The sequence below is a fragment of the Streptomyces sp. CC0208 genome (assembly GCF_003443735.1).
In the GTDB taxonomy this organism is placed as follows: domain Bacteria; phylum Actinomycetota; class Actinomycetes; order Streptomycetales; family Streptomycetaceae; genus Streptomyces; species Streptomyces sviceus.
The window spans coordinates 4,326,291-4,345,289 of the sequence record NZ_CP031969.1 but is presented as its reverse complement, the minus strand read 5'-3'; the positions used below and the strand labels follow the sequence as shown (position 1 = coordinate 4,345,289).

Here is an 18,999-nt window from a genome sequence, read left to right as displayed (position 1 = left end):
CTGTAGCCAAAATGTGCCGACGACCGAACAATCGGTAGGTGAGGCGCCTCACACCCGTGGTGCGCCACCAGCCGCTCCCACGAGGAGGTGCCGTCATGACGGTCATGGAGCAGCGTGGCGCGTATCGGCCATCGCCGCCGCCCGCCTGGCAGCCCCGCACGGACCCCGCGCCCCTGCTGCCCGACGCGCAGCCCCATCGCGTCCTCGGCACCGAGGCGGCCGCGCAGGCCGACCCCGCCCTGCTGCGCCGGCTCTACGCCGAGCTGGTGCGCGGCCGCCGCTACAACACGCAGGCCACCGCCCTCACCAAGCAGGGCCGCCTGGCCGTCTACCCCTCCAGCACCGGCCAGGAGGCCTGCGAGATCGCCGCCGCACTGGCCCTCCAGGACCGCGACTGGCTCTTCCCGAGCTACCGCGACACCCTCGCCGCCGTCGCCCGGGGCGTGGACCCCGTCCAGGCTCTGACCCTCCTGCGCGGCGACTGGCACACCGGCTACGACCCGCGCGAGCACCGCGTCGCCCCCCTGTGCACCCCCCTCGCCACCCAGCTCCCGCATGCCGTCGGCCTCGCGCACGCCGCCCGCCTCAAGGGCGACGACGTGGTCGCGCTCGCCATGGTCGGCGACGGCGGCACCAGCGAGGGCGACTTCCACGAGGCGCTGAACTTCGCCGCCGTCTGGCAGGCCCCGGTCGTCTTCCTGGTCCAGAACAACGGCTTCGCGATCTCCGTCCCGCTCGCCAAGCAGACCGCGGCCCCCTCACTGGCCCACAAGGCCGTGGGCTACGGCATGCCCGGGCGTCTGGTCGACGGCAACGACGCGGCCGCCGTGCACGAGATCCTCACCGCCGCCGTACGCCACGCGCGCGCCGGCGGCGGCCCCACCCTGGTGGAGGCGATCACCTACCGCGTGGACGCCCACACCAACGCCGACGACGCGACCCGCTACCGCGGCGACGCCGAGGTCGAGACCTGGCGCGGGCACGACCCGATCGCCCTCCTGGAACACGAACTGACCGAGCGCGGACTGATCGACGAGGCCGGCATCGAGGCCGTGCGCCAGGACGCCGAGGAGTTCGCCGCCGGGCTGCGCGAGCGCATGAACCAGGACCCGGTCCTCGACCCCATGGACCTGTTCGCCCATGTCTACGCCGAGCCCACCCCGCAACTGCGCGAGCAGCAGGCCCAGTTGCGTGCCGAACTCGACGCCGAGCACGACTCCCACGGGGGTGCGCACCGATGACCACCGTCGCCCTCAAGCCGGCCACCATGGCGCAGGCCCTCACGCGCGCGCTGCGCGACGCGATGGCGGCCGACCCCACCGTGCACGTCATGGGCGAGGACGTCGGCACTCTCGGCGGTGTCTTCCGGGTCACCGACGGGCTGGCCAAGGAGTTCGGCGAGGACCGCTGCACGGACACCCCGCTCGCCGAGGCGGGCATCCTCGGCACGGCCGTCGGCATGGCGATGTACGGACTGCGGCCGGTCGTGGAGATGCAGTTCGACGCCTTCGCCTACCCGGCGTTCGAGCAGCTGATCAGCCATGTGGCGAAGATGCGCAACCGCACACGCGGGGCACTGCCGCTCCCCATCACCATCCGGGTCCCCTACGGCGGCGGCATCGGCGGGGTCGAGCACCACAGCGACGCCTCCGAGGCCTACTACATGGCGACTCCCGGGCTGCACGTCGTCACGCCCGCGACCGTCGCCGACGCCTACGGACTGCTGCGCGCCGCCATCGCCTCCGACGACCCGGTCGTCGTCCTGGAACCCAAGCGGCTGTACTGGTCGAAGGACTCCTGGAACCCGGACGACCCCCAGACCGTTGAACCGATAGGCCGCGCGGTGGTGCGGCGCCCCGGCCGGAGCGCCACACTCATCACGTACGGGCCGTCCCTGCCCGTGTGCCTCGAAGCCGCCGAGGCCGCGCGGGACGAGGGCTGGGACCTCGAAGTCGTCGACCTGCGCTCCCTGGTGCCGTTCGACGACGACACGGTCGCGGCCTCGGTAAGGCGGACCGGACGAGCGGTCGTCGTGCACGAGTCGGGCGGGTTCGGCGGACCGGGCGGGGAGATCGCGGCCCGGGTCACGGAGCGCTGTTTCCACCATCTGGAGGCGCCGGTGCTGCGCGTGGCCGGGTTCGACATCCCCTATCCGCCGCCGATGCTGGAGCGTCACCACCTGCCCGGCGTGGACCGGATCCTGGACGCCGTCGGGCGTCTGCAGTGGGAGGCGGAGAGCTGATGGCGCAGGTGCTGGAGTTCAGGCTGCCGGATCTCGGCGAGGGCCTGACCGAGGCGGAGATCGTCCGCTGGCTGGTGGAGGTCGGCGACGTCGTCGCGGTCGACCAGCCGGTCGTCGAGGTCGAGACGGCCAAGGCGATGGTCGACGTCCCCTGCCCCTACGCCGGTGTCGTCACGGCCCGCTTCGGCGAGGAGGGCAGTGAACTCCCGGTGGGCTCACCGCTCATCACCGTGGCGGTGGGGGCGCCCGCGTCCGACCCCGACGCGCAGAGCGAGGGCTCGGGGAACGTGCTCGTGGGGTACGGCACCTCACAGGCCCCCGCGCGCAGGCGCAGGGTGCGGCGCGAGCAGCAGGTTCCCGTGCCGGTGAACGGCCGGTCGGCACCTCCCGAGGTGGTCGAGGGGCCCGTCCCCGTGATCTCCCCGCTGGTCCGCCGCCTCGCCCGTGAGAACGGCCTCGACCTCAGGGAGCTCACCGGCTCCGGCCCCGAGGGACTGATCCTCAGGGCCGACGTCGAGTACGCCCTGCGAGCCGCCGCCTCACAGGGGCTCCCCGCACCGGCACCCGCACCGGCACCGGTACAGGCACCGGCCGGGGCCCCCCGGACCCCGGCGGCATCCCCGGCCTCCACCCCCGCAGAAACCCGTGTCCCCCTCAAGGGTGTCCGGGGCGCGGTCGCCGACAAGTTGTCCCGCAGCCGGAGCGAGATCCCCGACGCCACCTGCTGGGTGGACGCCGACGCGACGGAACTCATGCGCGCGCGTGCGGCGATGAACGCGACCGGCGGTCCGAAGATCTCCCTGCTCGCGCTGCTCGCCCGGATCTGCACCGCCGCCCTCGCCCGCTTCCCCGAGCTCAACTCCACCGTGGACACGGCGGCCAGGGAGATCGTGCGCCTGGACGCGGTGCATCTGGGGTTCGCCGCGCAGACCGAGCGCGGACTGGTCGTGCCGGTCGTCAAGGACGCGCACGCGCGGGACGCCGAGTCACTGTCCGCGGATTTCGCCCGGCTGACCGAGGCGGCCCGCACCGGCACCCTCACCCCCGCGGAACTCACGGGCGGCACCTTCACGTTGAACAACTACGGCGTGTTCGGTGTCGACGGCTCCACGCCGATCATCAACCACCCCGAGGCGGCCATGCTCGGCGTCGGCCGCATCATCCCCAAGCCATGGGTGCACGAGGGTGAGCTGGCGGTACGTCAGGTCGTCCAGCTCTCGCTCACCTTCGACCACCGGGTGTGCGACGGCGGCACCGCCGGTGGCTTCCTGCGGTATGTGGCGGACTGCGTGGAACAGCCGGCGGTCCTGCTGCGCACCCTGTGACCCGGGCACCCGTCCACCACGATCGCGGAGCAGGCACCCGCCCACCGCGATCGCCGACCAGCCACCCGCACACCACGATCGCGCGCCGCCACCCGGGCGGCGCGCGATCCCGGTGCCGCCGCACGTTCCCTGTGATCGCGGCGGCACGCATACTCGGGGGGTGACCTCGTACCAGCCCTCGCGCGACCGGGACGCCGGTCCTGTGTACGACGTGGTCGTGCTCGCCGGGGGTGCCGCCCGGCGGCTCGACGGCGCGGACAAGCCCGGCGTGCGGGTGGGCGGACGGGCTTTGCTCGACCGTGTCCTCGCGGCCTGCGACGACGCGGCCACCACCGTCGTCGTCGCCGACCCCCGCCCCACCGCCCGGCCGGTGACCTGGGCCCGCGAGGACCCGCCCGGCGGCGGTCCGCTGGCCGCCCTGGACGCCGGCCTGCGGCACACCACGGCGCGGTACGTCCTGGTGCTCTCCGCCGACCTGCCCTTCCTCCGGCAGGACACCACACGCCTGCTGCTGACCGTCCTGCGCACGGGCGGCGCCGACGGCGTGCTGCTCACCGACGCCGACGGCCGCGACCAGCCGCTGGTGGCCGCGTACCGGACGCCCTCGCTGCGCAACGAACTCGCCGCACTCACGAAGGAGCACGGCGCCCTCACCGGCCTTCCGCTGCGCCGGCTTACCGCCGCGCTCGACCTCACCCGCGTCCCCGACCCCGTCGCGTCCTTCGACTGCGACACCTGGGACGACATCGCCACCGCCAGGGCACGTATCAGGGAGCATGGGCACGTGTTGGATGAATGGATTTCCGCAGTCAAGGACGAGCTGGGCATCGACCTCGACGTCGACACCGGCGTGCTGCTCGACCTCGCCCGTGACGCCGCGCACGGCGTGGCCAGGCCCGCGGCACCGCTGACCACCTTCCTCGTCGGCTATGCCGCCGCACAGGCGGGCGGCGGTCCCGAGGCCGTGGCCGAGGCCTCCCGCAAGGCCACGGCCCTGGCCCTGCGCTGGGCGGAGGAGGACGACGGGGAGACCGCCGCCGGGCCCGGCGGGACCTCGGACACCCGCCCGGACGCCGGATGACCGCCCGGTCCGTGCGCACCGGCGACGCCGTCGGCCCCGCCGCAGACGCCGACGATCTCGACGTCGAGGAGGCGCTGGCCCTGGTGAGAGAAGACAACGGCACCGCGCACCCCGGAGGTCATCGCCCTCCCGCGCCGCCGCCCCAGGGCTCCGGCCCGGCGGCCCGGCCGGACGCCCACCACCGGGCGACCCCCTGGCCCGAGGCCCGCGCCACCGCCGCCCGGGCCGCCCGGGCGGTCACCCGCGGCGCTCGTCGCGCCCCCGTCTCCGTCCGGCTCGACGACGCCCTCGGTCTCACCCTGGCCGCCCCCCTCGACGCCCTCACCGATCTCCCCTCCTTCGACACCTCGGCCATGGACGGCTGGGTGGTCGCCGGACCCGGCCCCTGGGCTGTACGGGACGAGGGGGTGCTGGCCGGGCACGCCGAGCCCGCGGCACTGACCGACGGCGAGGCGGCCCGGATCGCCACCGGCGCGCGCGTCCCCCCGGACACCACCGCCGTCCTGCGCAGCGAGCACGGGCAGACCGACGAGAAGGGCCGGCTGCACGCCACCCGGGCCGTCGTGCCCGGCCAGGACATCCGCCCCCGCGGCCAGGAGTGCCGCAGCGGCGACCAGCTCCTGCCGCCCGGCACCCTGGTCACCCCGGCCGTCCTCGGTCTTGCCGCGGCCGCCGGATACGACACCCTCACCGCCGTCCCCCGCCCCCGGGTCGACGTCCTCGTCCTCGGCGACGAGTTGCTGACCGAGGGGACTCCTCGGGACGGCCTGATCCGGGACGCGCTCGGTCCGATGCTGCCGCCCTGGCTGCGCGCGCTCGGCGCCGAGGTCACCGCCGTACGCCGGCTCGGCGACTCCGCCGACGCCCTGCACAAGGCGGTCACCAAGTCGCAGGCCGACGTGATCGTCACGACCGGCGGCACCGCGGCCGGACCCGTCGACCACGTCCACCCCATCCTTCACCGTATCGGCGCCGAACTCCTGGTCGACGGGGTCAAGGTGCGCCCCGGCCACCCCATGCTGCTGGCCCGTACCAAGGAGAACCAGCACCTCGTCGGACTGCCGGGCAATCCCCTCGCCGCCGTCTCCGGCCTGCTCACGCTCGCCGAACCCCTGCTGCGCACCCTGGCCGCCCGCCCGGCCCCCGAGGCGTACACCCTGCCCCTGAGGGACGAGGCCCACGGTCACCCGTACGACACCCGGCTCGTCCCGGTCGTCCTGCGCGGTGACAGCGCGGTCCCCCTGCACTACAACGGCCCGGCCATGCTGCGGGGCATCGCGGCCGCCGACGCCCTCGCCGTCGTACCGCCCGGGGGTGCCCGGCCGGGGCAGGAGGCCGAACTGCTCGATCTGCCGTGGGCGTCCGCCGGGATCGGGGTGTGTTTCACGTGAAACTTCCGGGCCATGATGCGATCGCCCGCCAGGCGGACGAACACCTCGTGACCCACAAGGTGAAGCTGCCGCGCAAAGTGGTGGAGCACCCGTTCCGTCAGGTCGCCAAGCGGGTGCTGATGGCCCTGCTGGTCCTCGCGGCGACGGCCCTGATCGTCTACGCCGACCGCGAGGGCTACCACGACAACTCGGACCGGTCCGTCGACTTCCTCGACGCCTGGTACTACGCGACCGTCACCCTCTCCACCACCGGGTACGGCGACATCACCCCGGTCAGCGATGTCGCCCGGCTCACCAACATCTTCCTCATCACGCCCCTGCGCGTGCTGTTCCTCATCATCCTGGTCGGCACCACGCTCGAGGTCCTCGCCGAGCGCACCCGTGAGGAGTGGCGACTCAACCGCTGGAGGTCCACCTTGCGCGACCACACCGTCGTCGTCGGCTTCGGAACCAAGGGCCGTTCGGCGATCCAGACCGTGTGCGCGACGGGTCTGAAGAAGGAGCAGGTCGTGGTGGTCGACCCCAGCGGCAAGGCGGTCGAGGCCGCGACGGCCGAGGGCTATGCGGGGGTCATAGGGGACGCGACGCGCAGCGAGGTGCTGAAGCGGGCCGAGGTGCACAGGGCCCGGAAGATCATCATCGCGACCCAGCGCGACGACACCGCCGTCCTGGTGACGCTGACGGCCCGGCAGCTCAACAAGGCCGCGAAGATCGTGGCCGCGGTGCGCGAGGAGGAGAACGCCCCGCTGCTCAAGCAGTCCGGGGCCGACGCGGTCATCACCAGCGCCAGCGCGGCCGGCCGGCTGCTCGGGCTGTCGGTGCTCAGCCCGGCGGCCGGCATGGTGATGGAGGACCTCATCCAGCAGGGCAGTGGGCTCGACATCATCGAACGGCCGGTCATAAAGGCCGAGGTGGGCAGGAAGCCACGGGAGACGGACGACCTGGTGGTGAGCGTGCTGCGCGGGCACCGGGTGCTCGGCTACGACGATCCGGCCGTCGGGACGCTGGAGCTGACGGACCGGCTGATCACGATCGTGCGGGCGACGCCGGGCATCCAGGTGGCACCCGACGCCCGCCCGTTTCGGCAGGACTGAGCGTCGGACTGCACGCCGGGCCGGTCACTTGCGGTTGTACAGCCGCATGGTGACCGGCCCGAAGACCGCGACGAACAGCCCCGCCCACCCCAGCGACCAGGCGATCTCGTCGGCGGGCCAGTCGCCCGCCATCAGTTCGCGCACGGCAGAGGACAGATGGGTGATCGGACTGTTGTTGACGAAGGCCTGGAGCCAGCCCGGCATGGTCCTCGGGTCGACGAAGACGTTGGACAGGAAGGTCAGCGGGAAGATCACCATCATGCTGACGCCCATCACCGACTTCTCGGTCCGCAGCAGCAGCCCGAACATCGTCCAGATCCACGAGAACGCGAACGAGAAGACGACAAGGAGCGCGATCCCGGCGACCACACCGCCGACCCCGCCGTCCGGGCGGTAGCCGATGACCAGGCCGACGACGAGCATCACGACGGACGCGATCGTGTAGCGCAGGGCGTCGCCGAGCAGGTAACCGACCATCACCGACGGCCGCCAGATGGGCAGCGAGCGGAAGCGGTCGAAGACGCCCTTCTCGATGTCGGTGTTGACCGAGACGCCGGTGTACATCGTGATCATCACGACCGACATCACCAGGATGCCCGGCAGCAGGAACTGGATGTACTCCGTCGGGGACCCGGCCAGGGCGCCTCCGAACAGGTACGTGTACATCAGCACCATCATGATCGGGAACGCGGTGACGTCGAAGAGCTGCTCCGGCACGTGCTTGATCTTGAGGATGGCCCGCCAGCCGAAGGTCAGCGACGCCGACAGCGCGCTCGGGCGCGGCGGCCGCTCCCCGGTGACCAGCAGCGCGGCCAGCGACTCGGCGCTGACGGGGGCGAGGTCCTGGGTCTCGGCCTGGGTCACGGTGCTCATGCCGCCATCTCCTCGGAGTCGGTGTCGTCGGTGGGGTGTCCGGTGAGGGCGAGGAACACCTCGTCCAGGCTGGGCTGGCCGAGCGAGAAGTTGTCGACGGTGATGCCGGCGCGGGCCAACTCGGCGAGGGCGCGGGAGGCCTGTTCGGCCGCCGTGTCACCGGCTGCCGTGGCGAGCCGGGCCGTCAGCGCCACCGGGTCGGGTTCCAGCTGGACCTGGGCGTCCAGGGCGCTGCGCAGGATCTCCGCCGCCTCGGGCCGCCGCCCGCCGTCCCGCAGGCGCAGATGTACGGTCCCGGCGCCCACGGAGGCCTTCAGCTCGCCCTTGGTGCCCTCGGCGATCACCCGGCCGTGGTCGATGACGGCGATCCGGGAGGCCAACTGGTCGGCCTCGTCCAGGTACTGCGTGGTCAGCAGCACGGTGGTGCCCTGGGCGACGACCGCGCGCACGATGTCCCAGACCTGGTTGCGGCTGCGCGGATCGAGGCCGGTGGTGGGCTCGTCGAGGAAGAGCAGATCGGGGGTGTTGAGGATGGACGCGGCGATGTCGATCCGGCGCCGCATGCCGCCGGAGTAGTGCTTGACCTGCTTTCCGGCCGCCTCCGAGAGGCCGAACGCCGCCAGGAGCTGTCCGGCACGCTCGCGTGCGGCCTTCTTGTGGTGGCCGAGGAGACGGCCCAGCAGGACCAGGTTCTCGGCGCCGGTGAGGTCCTCGTCGACGGAGGCGTACTGGCCGGTGAGGCTGACCCGGCCGCGGACCTCGTCGGCCTCGCGGACGACGTCGTGGCCGAAGACGTGGGCCTCGCCGCCGTCGGGCCGCAGGAGGGTGGCGAGCATCTTCACGGTGGTGGTCTTGCCGGCGCCGTTCGGGCCGAGGACGCCGTAGACCGTGCCGGCCGGCACCGCGAGGTCGACTCCGTCGACGGCCCTGGTCTCGCCGAACGTCTTCACGAGGCCCGCGGTCTCGATCGCCAGGGGTGACGTGTGCTGGCTCATGGGCGGGTTCCTTCCGCGTACTTGGGCTACGCATGGGGAGACCTTTACCGTCGCGCAAACTCATCGGTGGCGCACAGGGATTTTTCGGGGGAACCGGTCCGGCGACGGCAGGGGACCGGGGACCGGGGAACGGCACAACACGAGGAGTAGCGTCGGGCCCATGCATGCGATCACGATTCCCGAACCCGGTGGACCCGAGGCGCTGGTCTGGAGCGAGGTGCCGGATGCCGTGGCCGGCGAGGGCGAGGTGCTGGTCGAGGTGCTGGCCGGGGCCGTCAACCGCGCCGACATCCTGCAACGCCAGGGCTTCTACAACCCCCCGCCCGGCGCCTCCCCCTACCCCGGCCTGGAGTGCTCCGGGCGCATCGTGGAGATCGGCCCCGGTGTCTCCGGCTGGGCCGTCGGCGACGAGGTGTGCGCGCTGCTCGCGGGCGGCGGATACGCCGAGAAGGTCGCCGTACCGGCCGGACAGCTGCTGCCCGTGCCCAAGGACCTCGACGTGAAGCGGGCGGCCGCGCTGCCCGAGGTGGTCTGCACGGTCTGGTCGAACGTCTTCATGGTCGCCCACCTGCGCCCCGGCGAGACCCTGCTGGTGCACGGCGGTTCCAGCGGCATCGGCACGATGGCGATCCAGCTCGCGAAGGCCGTGGGCGCCAAGGTCGCGGTGACCGCGGGCACGCCTCAGAAACTGGAGCGCTGCGCCGAACTCGGCGCGGACATCCTGATCAACTACCGGGAACAGGACTTCGTCGAGGAGGTCAGGAAGGCCACCGACGGGGCGGGCGCCGACGTCATCCTCGACAACATGGGCGCGAAGTACCTCGACCGCAACGTCAATGCCCTCGCCGTCAACGGACGGCTCGCGATCATCGGCATGCAGGGCGGTGTCAAGGGCGAGCTGAACATCGCCACGCTGCTGGGCAAGCGCGCCGCGATCAGCGCCACCTCGCTGCGGGCACGGCCCCCGGCCGAGAAGACGGCGATCGTGGCGGCCGTACGCGAGCATGTGTGGCCCCTGCTGGACGCCGGGCACATCCGTCCCGTCGTCGACCGCGAACTCCCGATGAGCGACGCGGCGGCCGCGCACCGGGTCGTCGAGGAGAGCGGCCACATCGGCAAGGTCCTGCTGGTCACGCAGTAGGCGTGCGGGAGGGCCCTGTCCGCGCCCCACCCGCAGCACCCCTATCCGCGCCGCACCCGCAGCGCGTAGAGGCCGAGCCCGAGCCCCAGTCCGACCAGCACCAGCCCGGTGCCGAGCGGCAGGATGAACACCTTGGGCCCGGCCACGGGCCGCTGCGCGGGGCGTGACGGTCGTGCCAGGGCGGTCTGCGGGGGCGGCTCCGACACGGCGGTGAGGTCGTCGTCCCCGGAATCGGTCCCCGCGGAGGCCGTCCCGTCCGCGTCCTCCGCCACCGGATCCTCCCGCCGCCCCGGCCGCTCCCGCCCCTCACCCGCGCGGCTCCCGGCACGGGAGGGAGTGGCGGTGGAGGGGGAGGGCGCGAGGGAGGCCGAGGGCGAGGTGCGCTCCGGACCGTGGCCGCGCGAGGGACCGGCGGACGGCGACGCGGAGTGCCGCGGACCGTGCGCCGGCGTCGGGGTCCGCGGGATGCCGGAGGGGGAGCCCGAGGCGCCCGGCGCGGTGTGTGCCGGGAGCACGGTGGCGTACGGCCGTGCGGTCTTCAGCGGGGTCCGGTGCGCCGGTGCCGAGTCCGGCGACCGCGTGGCGGAGGCGGCGGCCGACGTGCTCCGCGTGCCGCGCGGGGGTCCCTGAAGGGGCACCGAGTCTGCCCGCAGTCCGGGCGCGCCGGCCGAGACGAGAGACGTCGGGTCGGCGCCGTACGCGCGGTCGGCCTGCGGCACGGCGGTCACGCTCGTGCCCACCAGGATCGCCAGTACCGTCGCGCGCAGCCAGGGAGTCACGGGACAAGACTGGCATTGCTGATTAATACCGGCATTTCGGGTGACGCCATGGGGGCGATCCGTGCCGGGAGCGGTGGATCAGCACACAGTGGGGGCACCCCAGTGGTGAGGTGTACGGGTGCGAGAGAATGGCGGCATGGAGATGCCGAGGAACGAAGGTTCGCCGGAAAGCCCCCAGATCCTGGTCGTGGGTCAGGACGGGATGGCACTGGGCGGCGGGGGTGACGACGACTCCCGCGAGGTCCCGGTCACGGAGATGGTCGAGCAGCCCGCGAAGGTGATGCGGATCGGCAGCATGATCAAGCAGCTGCTCGAAGAGGTGCGCGCGGCTCCTCTCGACGAGGCCAGCCGGGCCCGGCTCAAGGAGATCCACGCCAGCTCGGTGAAGGAGCTGGAGGACGGCCTGGCCCCCGAGCTGGTGGAGGAGCTGGAGCGGCTGTCCCTGCCCTTCAACGAGGAGTCCACCCCGAGCGACGCGGAACTGCGTATCGCCCAGGCCCAGTTGGTGGGCTGGCTCGAGGGCCTCTTCCACGGGATCCAGACCACCCTGTTCGCCCAGCAGATGGCCGCGCGGGCCCAGCTGGAGCAGATGCGCCGCGCCCTCCCGCCGGGTGTCGGCGGGCAGGAGGACGGCATCGACCCGCGTGCGGGCGGCCGCTCGGGCGGGCCGTACCTGTAACTCCTCGACCAGGAAGGGCCCGGCAGCCGACGCTGCCGGGCCCTTTGTGCCGCCGGGGGGAGGTCGCCGGTGGGAAACGCTCGATCGGGTTCTTCTTCGTGAGTTTGGCCACGGAGTCCTGTACCGCCGACCCGTCGGAGCGGTGCCCGTTCCGTGACCGTAAGAGAAAGAAAGGTCGTGCGGGCGTTACAGCTGCCCTACGGCCGGTACACAGAATTTGCACGCCGAGACGTAGTACAGGTTTGATGGCCGGTCCGTCTCGGGCCGGTCCCCGGGCTCATCCCGGACCGGCGGCTTGCGCGAAGGCTGTAGCGTGGCCGACGGAGACCGTAACAACACCGCGCGCACCGCGGGCAGAAACGACGGCGAGGACCGATGGCACAGCAGCAGCGCGCTCAGGGCCCGTCCGACCCCGAGGCGACTGGCGGCGGAATGTCAGATGCGCCGGAGCTGTGGGGTAACGGCGGACTGGTGGGGGACGGCCGGTACCGGCTGACCCGCAGACTCGGCCGGGGCGGTATGGCCGAGGTGTTCGCGGCCGAGGACGTACGGCTCGGGCGCACCGTGGCGGTCAAACTGCTGCGCGCAGACCTCGCCGAGGACCCGACCTCCAAGGCCCGCTTCACGCGTGAGGCCCAGTCCGTGGCCGGCCTCAACCACCACGCGATCGTCGCCGTGTACGACTCCGGCGAGGACTTCGTGGGCGGCCAGTCGGTGCCGTACATCGTCATGGAGATCGTCGAGGGACGGACGATCCGGGACCTGCTGCTCAACGCCGAGGCGCCCGGGCCCGAGCAGGCCCTGATCATCGTCTCCGGGGTCCTGGAGGCGCTCGCCTACTCGCACCAGCACGGCATCGTGCACCGCGACATCAAGCCCGCCAACGTGATCATCACCCACAACGGCGCCGTCAAGGTGATGGACTTCGGCATCGCCCGCGCCCTGCACGGCGCGTCCACGACGATGACGCAGACCGGCATGGTCATGGGCACCCCGCAGTACCTCTCCCCGGAGCAGGCCCTCGGCAAGGCCGTCGACCACCGCTCCGACCTGTACGCGACGGGCTGTCTGCTCTACGAACTCCTCGCGCTGAGGCCGCCGTTCACCGGCGAGACCCCGCTGTCGGTGGTCTACCAGCACGTCCAGGACATCCCCACACCTCCGTCGCAGGCCTCCGAGGCCGTACCGCCGGAGCTCGACGGCCTCGTCATGCGCTCGCTCGCCAAGGACCCCGACGACCGCTTCCAGACGGCCGAGGAGATGCGCGGGCTCGTCCAGTACGGCCTGCAGATGCTGTACGACCAGGGCGGCCACACCGGCACCTGGAACACCGGCCCGGTGACCGCGCACGACGGCCGCGGCGTCGCCGCCGCCGGGTTCGCGAGCACCAGCGTGCTGGCGCACCCCGGCGCCGCCTCCGGCACCACCCAGATCCCGCAGCAGATCCTGCCCTCCGGTTACGGCGGCGGGGACGAGGGCGGCTTCGAGGGACACGGCAACCGGGGCAGCGGCCGCGGCAAGCTGTGGATCCTCGCCGTCCTCGCGGTGATCGCCGTCGCGGCGGGCGTCGCCCTGGCGCTCAACAACGGCGGCGGAGGCGGGGGCGGTGGCGGCACCGGCAGCTCCGTGTCGCCGACCACCTCGAAGACCACCGACGACCAGACGCCCAGCGAGACGCCGAGCGACGAGGCGACGAGCGAGGAGACCGACACGTCCACGGACGACAGCGGCAGCTCGGGCGGCTCCGGCTACACGCCGTCCTACACGCCGTCGTACACGCCCTCCTACACGCCTTCGCCCTCGGCGACGCAGCCGTCCGAGACGGCGCCGGAGCCGTCCGACACGCCGGAGCCCACCGACACGGCCGAGCCCACGGACACGGCGGAGCCGACCGGCGACAGCCTCGTAGGAGGCGCGGGCGGCGGCGGAGGCGATTCCTGACCGACCGCGACGCCTCACGCGCGCGTGGCCCCGGAAACGGGCGCCACGCGCGCGTGCCGTTTCCGGGGCCCCGCGTCAGCCCGCGAAGGCGTCGCACACCGCGTCGTACTCCCGTGTCCACCACACCACCAGCGCCGAGGCCGCCGGGAACTGGGGGTCCGCGCGGGTGTCGCCGCGCTCGTAGTGCCAGCGCAGCATCCAGAAGTCGTTGAGGCGTTCCCACCACACGCGGTGCACGGCCGCCGCGAGTTCCGAGGGCGTGGCGCCCGCCGTACGCCGGTACGCGCGCGCGTAGGCCCGCACCTTCGGCAGGTCGAGGGTCCCCGCGGGCCGTACGAAGAAGATCGCGGCGGCGCGTACGGCCTCCTCGGCGCGGGGCTTCACGCCGAGCCGGTCCCAGTCGACGATCGCGGCGGGGGCGTCGCCCCGGTAGAGCAGGTTGAAGGGGTGGAAGTCCCCGTGCACCCAGCCCACCGGTCCGCCGTGGGGAGGCCGCCGCCCCACGTGCTGTTCGAGCAGGGCCCGCCGCTCCAGCAGCCGGTGCCGGGCCAGCTCGTCGAAGGAGTCGGCGGGCCGGTGCCGGCGCACGCGCGCCAGGAGGTCGTCGATGAGGGCGAAGGTGGCGGTCGGGTCGGCACCGGCGTCGTCGGGACCCGCGTCGGGACCCGCGTCGGGGTCCGCGGCCTCGGCGGACCGGTGACCGGCGGGCGGCTCTTCCGCGCGGGCGCCGCCGGCACGCGCGGGGGCGTGGCACGGCGGCGGTGCGGTGCGTCCGCCCAGCGGGTGCGGCGCGGGCTTCGGGGCGCTTGCGTCGCCTCGTACGCCCCCGTCTGCCCGCGCACTCTTCTCCGTCCCCGGAGGTCCCTGGAGCGGCATCACCCGCTCCAGACTCGCGTGCACCACGCCCAGCAGTGCCCCGAGGCGGCCGCACTGGGCGGCCGTGAGCTGGGAGCCGTGGCGGTGGCGGCCGTCGATCCAGGGGTGGAGGGCATAGGCGTGGCCCCCGACGACCGCGACCGTGCGGCCGTCCCGGGCGGGGAAGGGCGGGGCGACCGGGACACCGAGGGCGGCCAGGCGCTGGGTGGCGCGATGCTGGCGGGCGATCGCCTCGGGGGCGGCCGTCTCGGGGTCGAAGTGGTGCTTGAGGAAGTAGCGCCCACGGGTCGTGCGGAGCCGGTAGCCGCGGTTGAGGAGACCTTGCTCGACGGGATCGCAGGTGAGGGCGGAGCCCGCGGCGTACTGGCGGAGGAGGGGGCCCAGCGGGGGCGCGTGAGGCATGAGGGGTGGTACAGGAGAGCGCGGCACGCGCCAGATGCTAGGGCACGAGACACGGCTGTGAGCTGGGCGTTGTCACAGGACGTCACAGACCGACACAGTGGGTCGCGCTCGGTCTGCTTCGGTCACGGGGAAGGGTCGTCGAGGGGAAATACCCTGATTTCCCCTTTGGGCGCGGCCGGGAAGTCAAACCCAGAAAGTCTTCCGGTGGCCTGGGTAGACGGGATAACGTGCCGTTGCTCCGGCCTCCTGCAAGGCTGTGACCAGCACCCCTTCGGCCCTTTTCCGATTTACTTGGAAATCCAAGCAAAATCGCAGGTCAAAGGGGGTTTCACAGAAATGTGGAGCACTGGGTAACGTGATTCTTGCAGGGCGCTCGCCGGGGCACCTGTCACGCCTGTTCCGGCCGAGTGGCACCCACCCCGTGCACGGGGGTCGGGAACAGGTGAGCCGCACTGGTACACCCGGCAACCCCGGGGGCCGGACCGACGGAGGAGCACACGTGACCGTGGAGAGCACTGCCGCGCGCAAGCCGCGACGCAGCGCCGGGACGAGGAAGTCCCCGAGCACCCAGCCCGAACTGGTTCAGCTGCTGACGCCCGAGGGCAAGCGCGTCAAGAACGTCGAGTACGACAAGTACGTCGCCGACATCACCCCCGAAGAGCTTCGCGGTCTCTACCGCGACATGGTGCTCACCCGCCGCTTCGACGCCGAGGCCACCTCTCTCCAGCGCCAGGGCGAACTGGGCCTGTGGGCCTCGCTGCTCGGCCAGGAGGCCGCCCAGATCGGATCGGGACGGGCGCTGCGCGACGACGACTACGTCTTCCCGACCTACCGCGAGCACGGCGTGGCCTGGTGCCGCGGGGTCGACCCGACGAACCTGCTCGGCATGTTCCGCGGGGTGAACAACGGCGGCTGGGACCCGAACGGCAACAACTTCCACCTCTACACCATCGTCATCGGCTCCCAGACGCTGCACGCCACGGGCTACGCGATGGGCGTCGCCAAGGACGGCGCCGACTCCGCGGTCATCGCGTACTTCGGCGACGGCGCCTCCAGCCAGGGCGACGTCGCCGAATCGTTCACCTTCTCCGCGGTCTACAACGCCCCGGTCGTGTTCTTCTGCCAGAACAACCAGTGGGCCATCTCCGAGCCGACCGAGAAGCAGACCCGCGTCCCGCTCTACCAGCGCGCGCAGGGCTTCGGCTTCCCCGGCGTACGGGTCGACGGCAACGACGTGCTCGCGTCGCTGGCCGTCACCAAGTGGGCGCTGGAGCGGGCCCGCGCGGGTGAGGGGCCGACGCTCGTCGAGGCGTACACCTACCGGATGGGTGCCCACACCACCTCCGACGACCCGAGCAAGTACCGGGCCGACGAGGAGCGCGAGGCGTGGGAGGCGAAGGACCCGATCCTGCGCCTTCGTCGGCACCTGGAGGCCGCAAACCACGCGGACGAGGGATTCTTCGCGGAACTGGAGACCGAGTCCGAGGCGTTGGGCAGGCGAGTGCGTGAGGCGGTCCGTGCGATGCCGGACCCGGACCGTTTCGCCATCTTCGAGCACGCGTATGCGGACGGGCATGCGCTGGTCGACGAGGAGCGGGCCGGTTTCGCCGCCTACCAGGCGTCGTTCGCGGATGGGGAAGGGGCCTGATCATGGCGGAGAAGATGGCACTGGCCAAGGCGATCAACGAGTCGCTCAGGCGGGCCCTGGACACCGATCCCAAGGTCCTGGTCATGGGTGAGGACGTCGGCAAGCTCGGCGGTGTCTTCCGGGTCACCGACGGTCTGCAGAAGGACTTCGGCGAGGACCGGGTCATCGACACCCCCCTCGCCGAGTCGGGCATCGTGGGCACCGCGATCGGGCTGGCGCTGCGCGGCTACCGGCCGGTGGTGGAGATCCAGTTCGACGGGTTCGTGTTCCCGGCCTACGACCAGATCGTCACGCAGCTGGCGAAGATGCACGCGCGGTCGCTGGGCAAGGTCAAGATGCCGGTGGTCGTGCGGATCCCCTACGGCGGCGGCATCGGCGCGGTCGAGCACCACTCGGAGTCGCCCGAGGCGCTGTTCGCGCATGTGGCGGGCCTGAAGGTGGTCTCGCCGTCCAACGCGTCGGACGCGTACTGGATGATGCAGCAGGCCATCCAGAGCGACGACCCGGTGATCTTCTTCGAGCCCAAGCGGCGCTACTGGGACAAGGGCGAGGTCAACACCGAGGCGATCCCCGGCCCGCTGCACAAGGCGCGGACGGTCCGTGAGGGCACCGATCTGACGCTGGTCGCCTACGGCCCGATGGTCAAGCTGTGCCAGGAGGTCGCGAACGCGGCCGCCGAGGAGGGCAAGAACCTGGAGGTGCTGGACCTGCGCTCGGTCTCGCCGCTGGACTTCGACGCCATCCAGGCCTCGGTGGAGAAGACCCGGCGGCTGGTGGTGGTGCACGAGGCGCCGGTGTTCTTCGGCTCCGGCGCGGAGATCGCGGCCCGGATCACCGAGCGGTGCTTCTACCACCTGGAGGCGCCCGTGCTGCGGGTCGGCGGCTACCACGCCCCCTACCCGCCGGCGCGCCTGGAGGAGGAGTACCTGCCGAGTCTGGACCGGGTACTGGATGCCGTCGACCGCTCGCTGGCGTACTGAGGAGAGGGCCGTGACGACGATGACGGATACGTCCGTACGCGAGTTCAAGATGCCCGACGTGGGCGAGGGCCTGACCGAGGCCGAGATCCTCAAGTGGTACGTCCAGGTCGGCGACACCGTCACCGACGGGCAGGTGGTGTGCGAGGTGGAGACGGCCAAGGCGGCCGTCGAACTGCCCATCCCCTACGACGGAGTGGTGCGCGACCTGCGCTTCCCTGAGGGCACCATGGTCGACGTCGGCACCGCGATCATCGCGATCGACGTGAGCGGCGGGACGGGACCCGCGCCCGCGGAGGTGCCGGCCGAGGCTGCGGAAGCCCCGGTGGCCGCCGCTCCGGTGGCAGACACCGCTGAGGAGAAGAAGCCGCAGGGCCGCCAGCCGGTCCTGGTCGGCTACGGCGTGGCCGCCTCCTCCACCAAGCGGCGCCCCCGCAAGGGGCCCGAGGTGCCGGTCCAGCAGGCGTCGGCGGCGGTCCAGACCGAGCTGAACGGCCACGGGGCACCTCCCGCGCCTGAGTCCCGCCCGCTGGCCAAGCCCCCGGTCCGTAAACTGGCCAAGGACCTGGGTGTCGACCTCGCCACGGTGATCCCGTCCGGCCCGGACGGCATCATCACCCGCGAGGACGTCCACGCGGCGGTCACCGCGACCGAGGCGCCGGTGCCGGTCACGCAGGCCCCGGTGACCCAGGCCCCCGCGGTGCCGGCTGCCTCGTACGACACGGCCCGCGAGACCCGTGTCCCCGTCAAGGGCGTCCGCAAGGCCACCGCCCAGGCGATGGTCGGCTCCGCCTTCACGGCCCCGCACGTCACCGAGTTCGTGACGGTGGACGTGACCCGTACCTTGAAGCTCGTCGAGGACCTCAAGCAGGACAAGGACTTCACCGGCCTGCGGGTCAACCCGCTCCTGCTGATCGCCAAGGCCCTCCTGGTCGCCATCAAGCGCAACCCGGACGTCAACGCCTCCTGGGACGAGGCGAACCAGGAGATCGTCCTCAAGCACTACGTCAACCTGGGCATCGCGGCGGCCACCCCGCGCGGGCTGATCGTCCCGAACATCAAGGACGCCGACGCGAAGACGCTTCCTCAGCTGGCCGAGGCGCTGGGCGAGTTGGTGGCGACGGCGAAGGAGGGCCGCACCTCGCCGGCCGCGATGCAGGGCGGCACGGTGACCATCACCAACGTCGGCGTCTTCGGCGTCGACACCGGCACCCCGATCCTGCCGCCCGGCGAGTCCGCGATCCTCGCCGTCGGCGCGATCAAGCTCCAGCCCTGGGTGCACAAGGGCAAGGTCAAGCCCCGCCAGGTCACCACCCTGGCTCTCAGCTTCGACCACCGCCTGATCGACGGCGAACTGGGATCCAAACTCCTCGCGGACGTGGCCGCGATCCTGGAACAGCCGAAGAAACTCATCACCTGGGCGTGACCCGCGCAGCGGGTACGTTGTCCAACACTGAAGGGACGGCCGCAAGTTGGGTTTGCGGCCGCCCCTTCAGTCATTCACGGGTGGGTCAGGGCTGGTGCGGCACGTACACCGGGACCCCGTCCTCCGCGA

At 72.2% G+C, this 18,999-nt stretch carries 16 protein-coding genes; 12 read left to right on the top strand and 4 right to left on the bottom strand.

Annotated elements, in window-relative coordinates; all coding sequences use genetic code 11:
• Positions 1-95: 95 nt before the first annotated feature.
• The 6 genes from pdhA (D1369_RS19890) (at position 96) to D1369_RS19865 (ending at position 7,133) form a co-directional block, all read left to right on the top strand.
• On the top strand, positions 96-1,241 hold the full coding sequence (gene pdhA, locus D1369_RS19890) for a pyruvate dehydrogenase (acetyl-transferring) E1 component subunit alpha (RefSeq protein ID WP_007383375.1): 1,146 nt from the start codon (positions 96-98) through the stop codon (positions 1,239-1,241).
• Entirely contained in the window at positions 1,238-2,242 is a 1,005-nt protein-coding gene (locus tag D1369_RS19885) for an alpha-ketoacid dehydrogenase subunit beta (RefSeq protein WP_007383376.1), read from the top strand. Before pdhA (D1369_RS19890) ends, D1369_RS19885 begins: the two co-directional genes overlap by 4 nt.
• A complete protein-coding gene (locus D1369_RS19880) occupies positions 2,242-3,567 on the top strand; it encodes a dihydrolipoamide acetyltransferase family protein (RefSeq protein ID WP_007383377.1) in 1,326 nt (441 codons plus the stop codon). The genes D1369_RS19885 and D1369_RS19880 overlap by 1 nt, the downstream gene beginning before the upstream one ends.
• 160 nt (positions 3,568-3,727) lie before the next feature.
• Positions 3,728-4,648: an NTP transferase domain-containing protein gene (locus D1369_RS19875; protein ID WP_118082553.1), complete on the top strand. Its 921-nt coding sequence runs from the start codon at positions 3,728-3,730 to the stop codon at positions 4,646-4,648.
• Positions 4,645-6,039, top strand: a complete 1,395-nt coding sequence (locus D1369_RS19870) for a molybdopterin molybdotransferase MoeA (protein ID WP_118082552.1) — start codon at positions 4,645-4,647, stop codon at positions 6,037-6,039. Before D1369_RS19875 ends, D1369_RS19870 begins: the two co-directional genes overlap by 4 nt.
• Complete coding sequence (locus D1369_RS19865; protein WP_118083148.1) at positions 6,036-7,133, top strand: potassium channel family protein; 1,098 nt, start codon at positions 6,036-6,038, stop codon at positions 7,131-7,133. The genes D1369_RS19870 and D1369_RS19865 overlap by 4 nt, the downstream gene beginning before the upstream one ends.
• 24 nt (positions 7,134-7,157) lie before the next feature.
• On the opposite strand, the gene D1369_RS19860 is transcribed toward D1369_RS19865, so the two are convergent.
• Both D1369_RS19860 and D1369_RS19855 read right to left on the bottom strand, forming a co-directional pair.
• Positions 7,158-8,006, bottom strand: a complete 849-nt coding sequence (locus D1369_RS19860) for an ABC transporter permease (RefSeq protein ID WP_007383381.1) — start codon at positions 8,004-8,006, stop codon at positions 7,158-7,160.
• Entirely contained in the window at positions 8,003-9,001 is a 999-nt protein-coding gene (locus D1369_RS19855; protein WP_007383382.1) for an ATP-binding cassette domain-containing protein, read from the bottom strand. The genes D1369_RS19860 and D1369_RS19855 overlap by 4 nt, the downstream gene beginning before the upstream one ends.
• Positions 9,002-9,161: 160 nt before the next feature.
• Between D1369_RS19855 and D1369_RS19850 the strand changes: the two genes are divergently transcribed.
• Entirely contained in the window at positions 9,162-10,142 is a 981-nt protein-coding gene (locus D1369_RS19850; protein ID WP_007383383.1) for an NAD(P)H-quinone oxidoreductase, read from the top strand.
• Between the two features lie 41 nt (positions 10,143-10,183).
• Here the strand turns inward: D1369_RS19850 and D1369_RS19845 are convergent, their stop codons facing one another.
• The gene (locus tag D1369_RS19845; protein WP_007383384.1) at positions 10,184-10,921 is read right to left on the bottom strand and encodes a hypothetical protein; all 738 of its coding nucleotides are present in this window, start codon (positions 10,919-10,921) and stop codon (positions 10,184-10,186) included.
• A gap of 136 nt (positions 10,922-11,057) precedes the next feature.
• On the opposite strand from D1369_RS19845, the gene D1369_RS19840 reads away from it, so the two are divergent.
• On the top strand, positions 11,058-11,600 hold the full coding sequence (locus D1369_RS19840; RefSeq protein ID WP_007383385.1) for a bacterial proteasome activator family protein: 543 nt from the start codon (positions 11,058-11,060) through the stop codon (positions 11,598-11,600).
• Positions 11,601-11,975: 375 nt separating this feature from the next.
• On the top strand, positions 11,976-13,541 hold the full coding sequence (locus D1369_RS19835; protein WP_007383386.1) for a protein kinase: 1,566 nt from the start codon (positions 11,976-11,978) through the stop codon (positions 13,539-13,541).
• Positions 13,542-13,616: 75 nt separating this feature from the next.
• On the opposite strand, the gene D1369_RS19830 is transcribed toward D1369_RS19835, so the two are convergent.
• Positions 13,617-14,819 carry a phosphotransferase gene (locus D1369_RS19830; protein WP_205574480.1) on the bottom strand — a complete coding sequence of 401 codons (1,203 nt, stop codon included), beginning with the start codon at positions 14,817-14,819 and terminating at the stop codon, positions 13,617-13,619.
• Positions 14,820-15,318: 499 nt separating this feature from the next.
• On the opposite strand from D1369_RS19830, the gene pdhA (D1369_RS19825) reads away from it, so the two are divergent.
• The 3 genes from pdhA (D1369_RS19825) to D1369_RS19815 are packed head-to-tail and all read left to right on the top strand — an operon-like array spanning position 15,319 to position 18,870.
• A complete protein-coding gene (gene pdhA, locus D1369_RS19825; RefSeq protein ID WP_037900795.1) occupies positions 15,319-16,467 on the top strand; it encodes a pyruvate dehydrogenase (acetyl-transferring) E1 component subunit alpha in 1,149 nt (382 codons plus the stop codon).
• Between the two features lie 2 nt (positions 16,468-16,469).
• Positions 16,470-17,447, top strand: coding sequence for an alpha-ketoacid dehydrogenase subunit beta (locus tag D1369_RS19820; protein WP_007383389.1), 978 nt, complete (start codon positions 16,470-16,472; stop codon positions 17,445-17,447).
• 10 nt (positions 17,448-17,457) lie between these two features.
• Positions 17,458-18,870, top strand: coding sequence for a dihydrolipoamide acetyltransferase family protein (locus D1369_RS19815; protein WP_037900797.1), 1,413 nt, complete (start codon positions 17,458-17,460; stop codon positions 18,868-18,870).
• Positions 18,871-18,999 lie beyond the last annotated feature (129 nt).

Excerpts from the sequence above, each read along its gene's own strand:
- D1369_RS19830 (WP_205574480.1), bottom strand. The coding sequence starts at position 14,819 with ATGCCTCACGCGCCCCCGCTGGGCCCCCTCCTCCGCCAGTACGCCGCG.
- D1369_RS19850 (WP_007383383.1), top strand. The coding sequence starts at position 9,162 with ATGCATGCGATCACGATTCCCGAACCCGGTGGACCCGAGGCGCTGGTC.
- D1369_RS19860 (WP_007383381.1), bottom strand. The coding sequence starts at position 8,006 with ATGAGCACCGTGACCCAGGCCGAGACCCAGGACCTCGCCCCCGTCAGC.
- D1369_RS19885 (WP_007383376.1), top strand. The coding sequence starts at position 1,238 with ATGACCACCGTCGCCCTCAAGCCGGCCACCATGGCGCAGGCCCTCACG.
- pdhA (WP_007383375.1), top strand. The coding sequence starts at position 96 with ATGACGGTCATGGAGCAGCGTGGCGCGTATCGGCCATCGCCGCCGCCC.
- D1369_RS19840 (WP_007383385.1), top strand. The coding sequence starts at position 11,058 with ATGGAGATGCCGAGGAACGAAGGTTCGCCGGAAAGCCCCCAGATCCTG.
- D1369_RS19880 (WP_007383377.1), top strand. The coding sequence starts at position 2,242 with ATGGCGCAGGTGCTGGAGTTCAGGCTGCCGGATCTCGGCGAGGGCCTG.
- D1369_RS19835 (WP_007383386.1), top strand. The coding sequence starts at position 11,976 with ATGGCACAGCAGCAGCGCGCTCAGGGCCCGTCCGACCCCGAGGCGACT.
- D1369_RS19870 (WP_118082552.1), top strand. The coding sequence starts at position 4,645 with ATGACCGCCCGGTCCGTGCGCACCGGCGACGCCGTCGGCCCCGCCGCA.
- D1369_RS19855 (WP_007383382.1), bottom strand. The coding sequence starts at position 9,001 with ATGAGCCAGCACACGTCACCCCTGGCGATCGAGACCGCGGGCCTCGTG.
- D1369_RS19820 (WP_007383389.1), top strand. The coding sequence starts at position 16,470 with ATGGCGGAGAAGATGGCACTGGCCAAGGCGATCAACGAGTCGCTCAGG.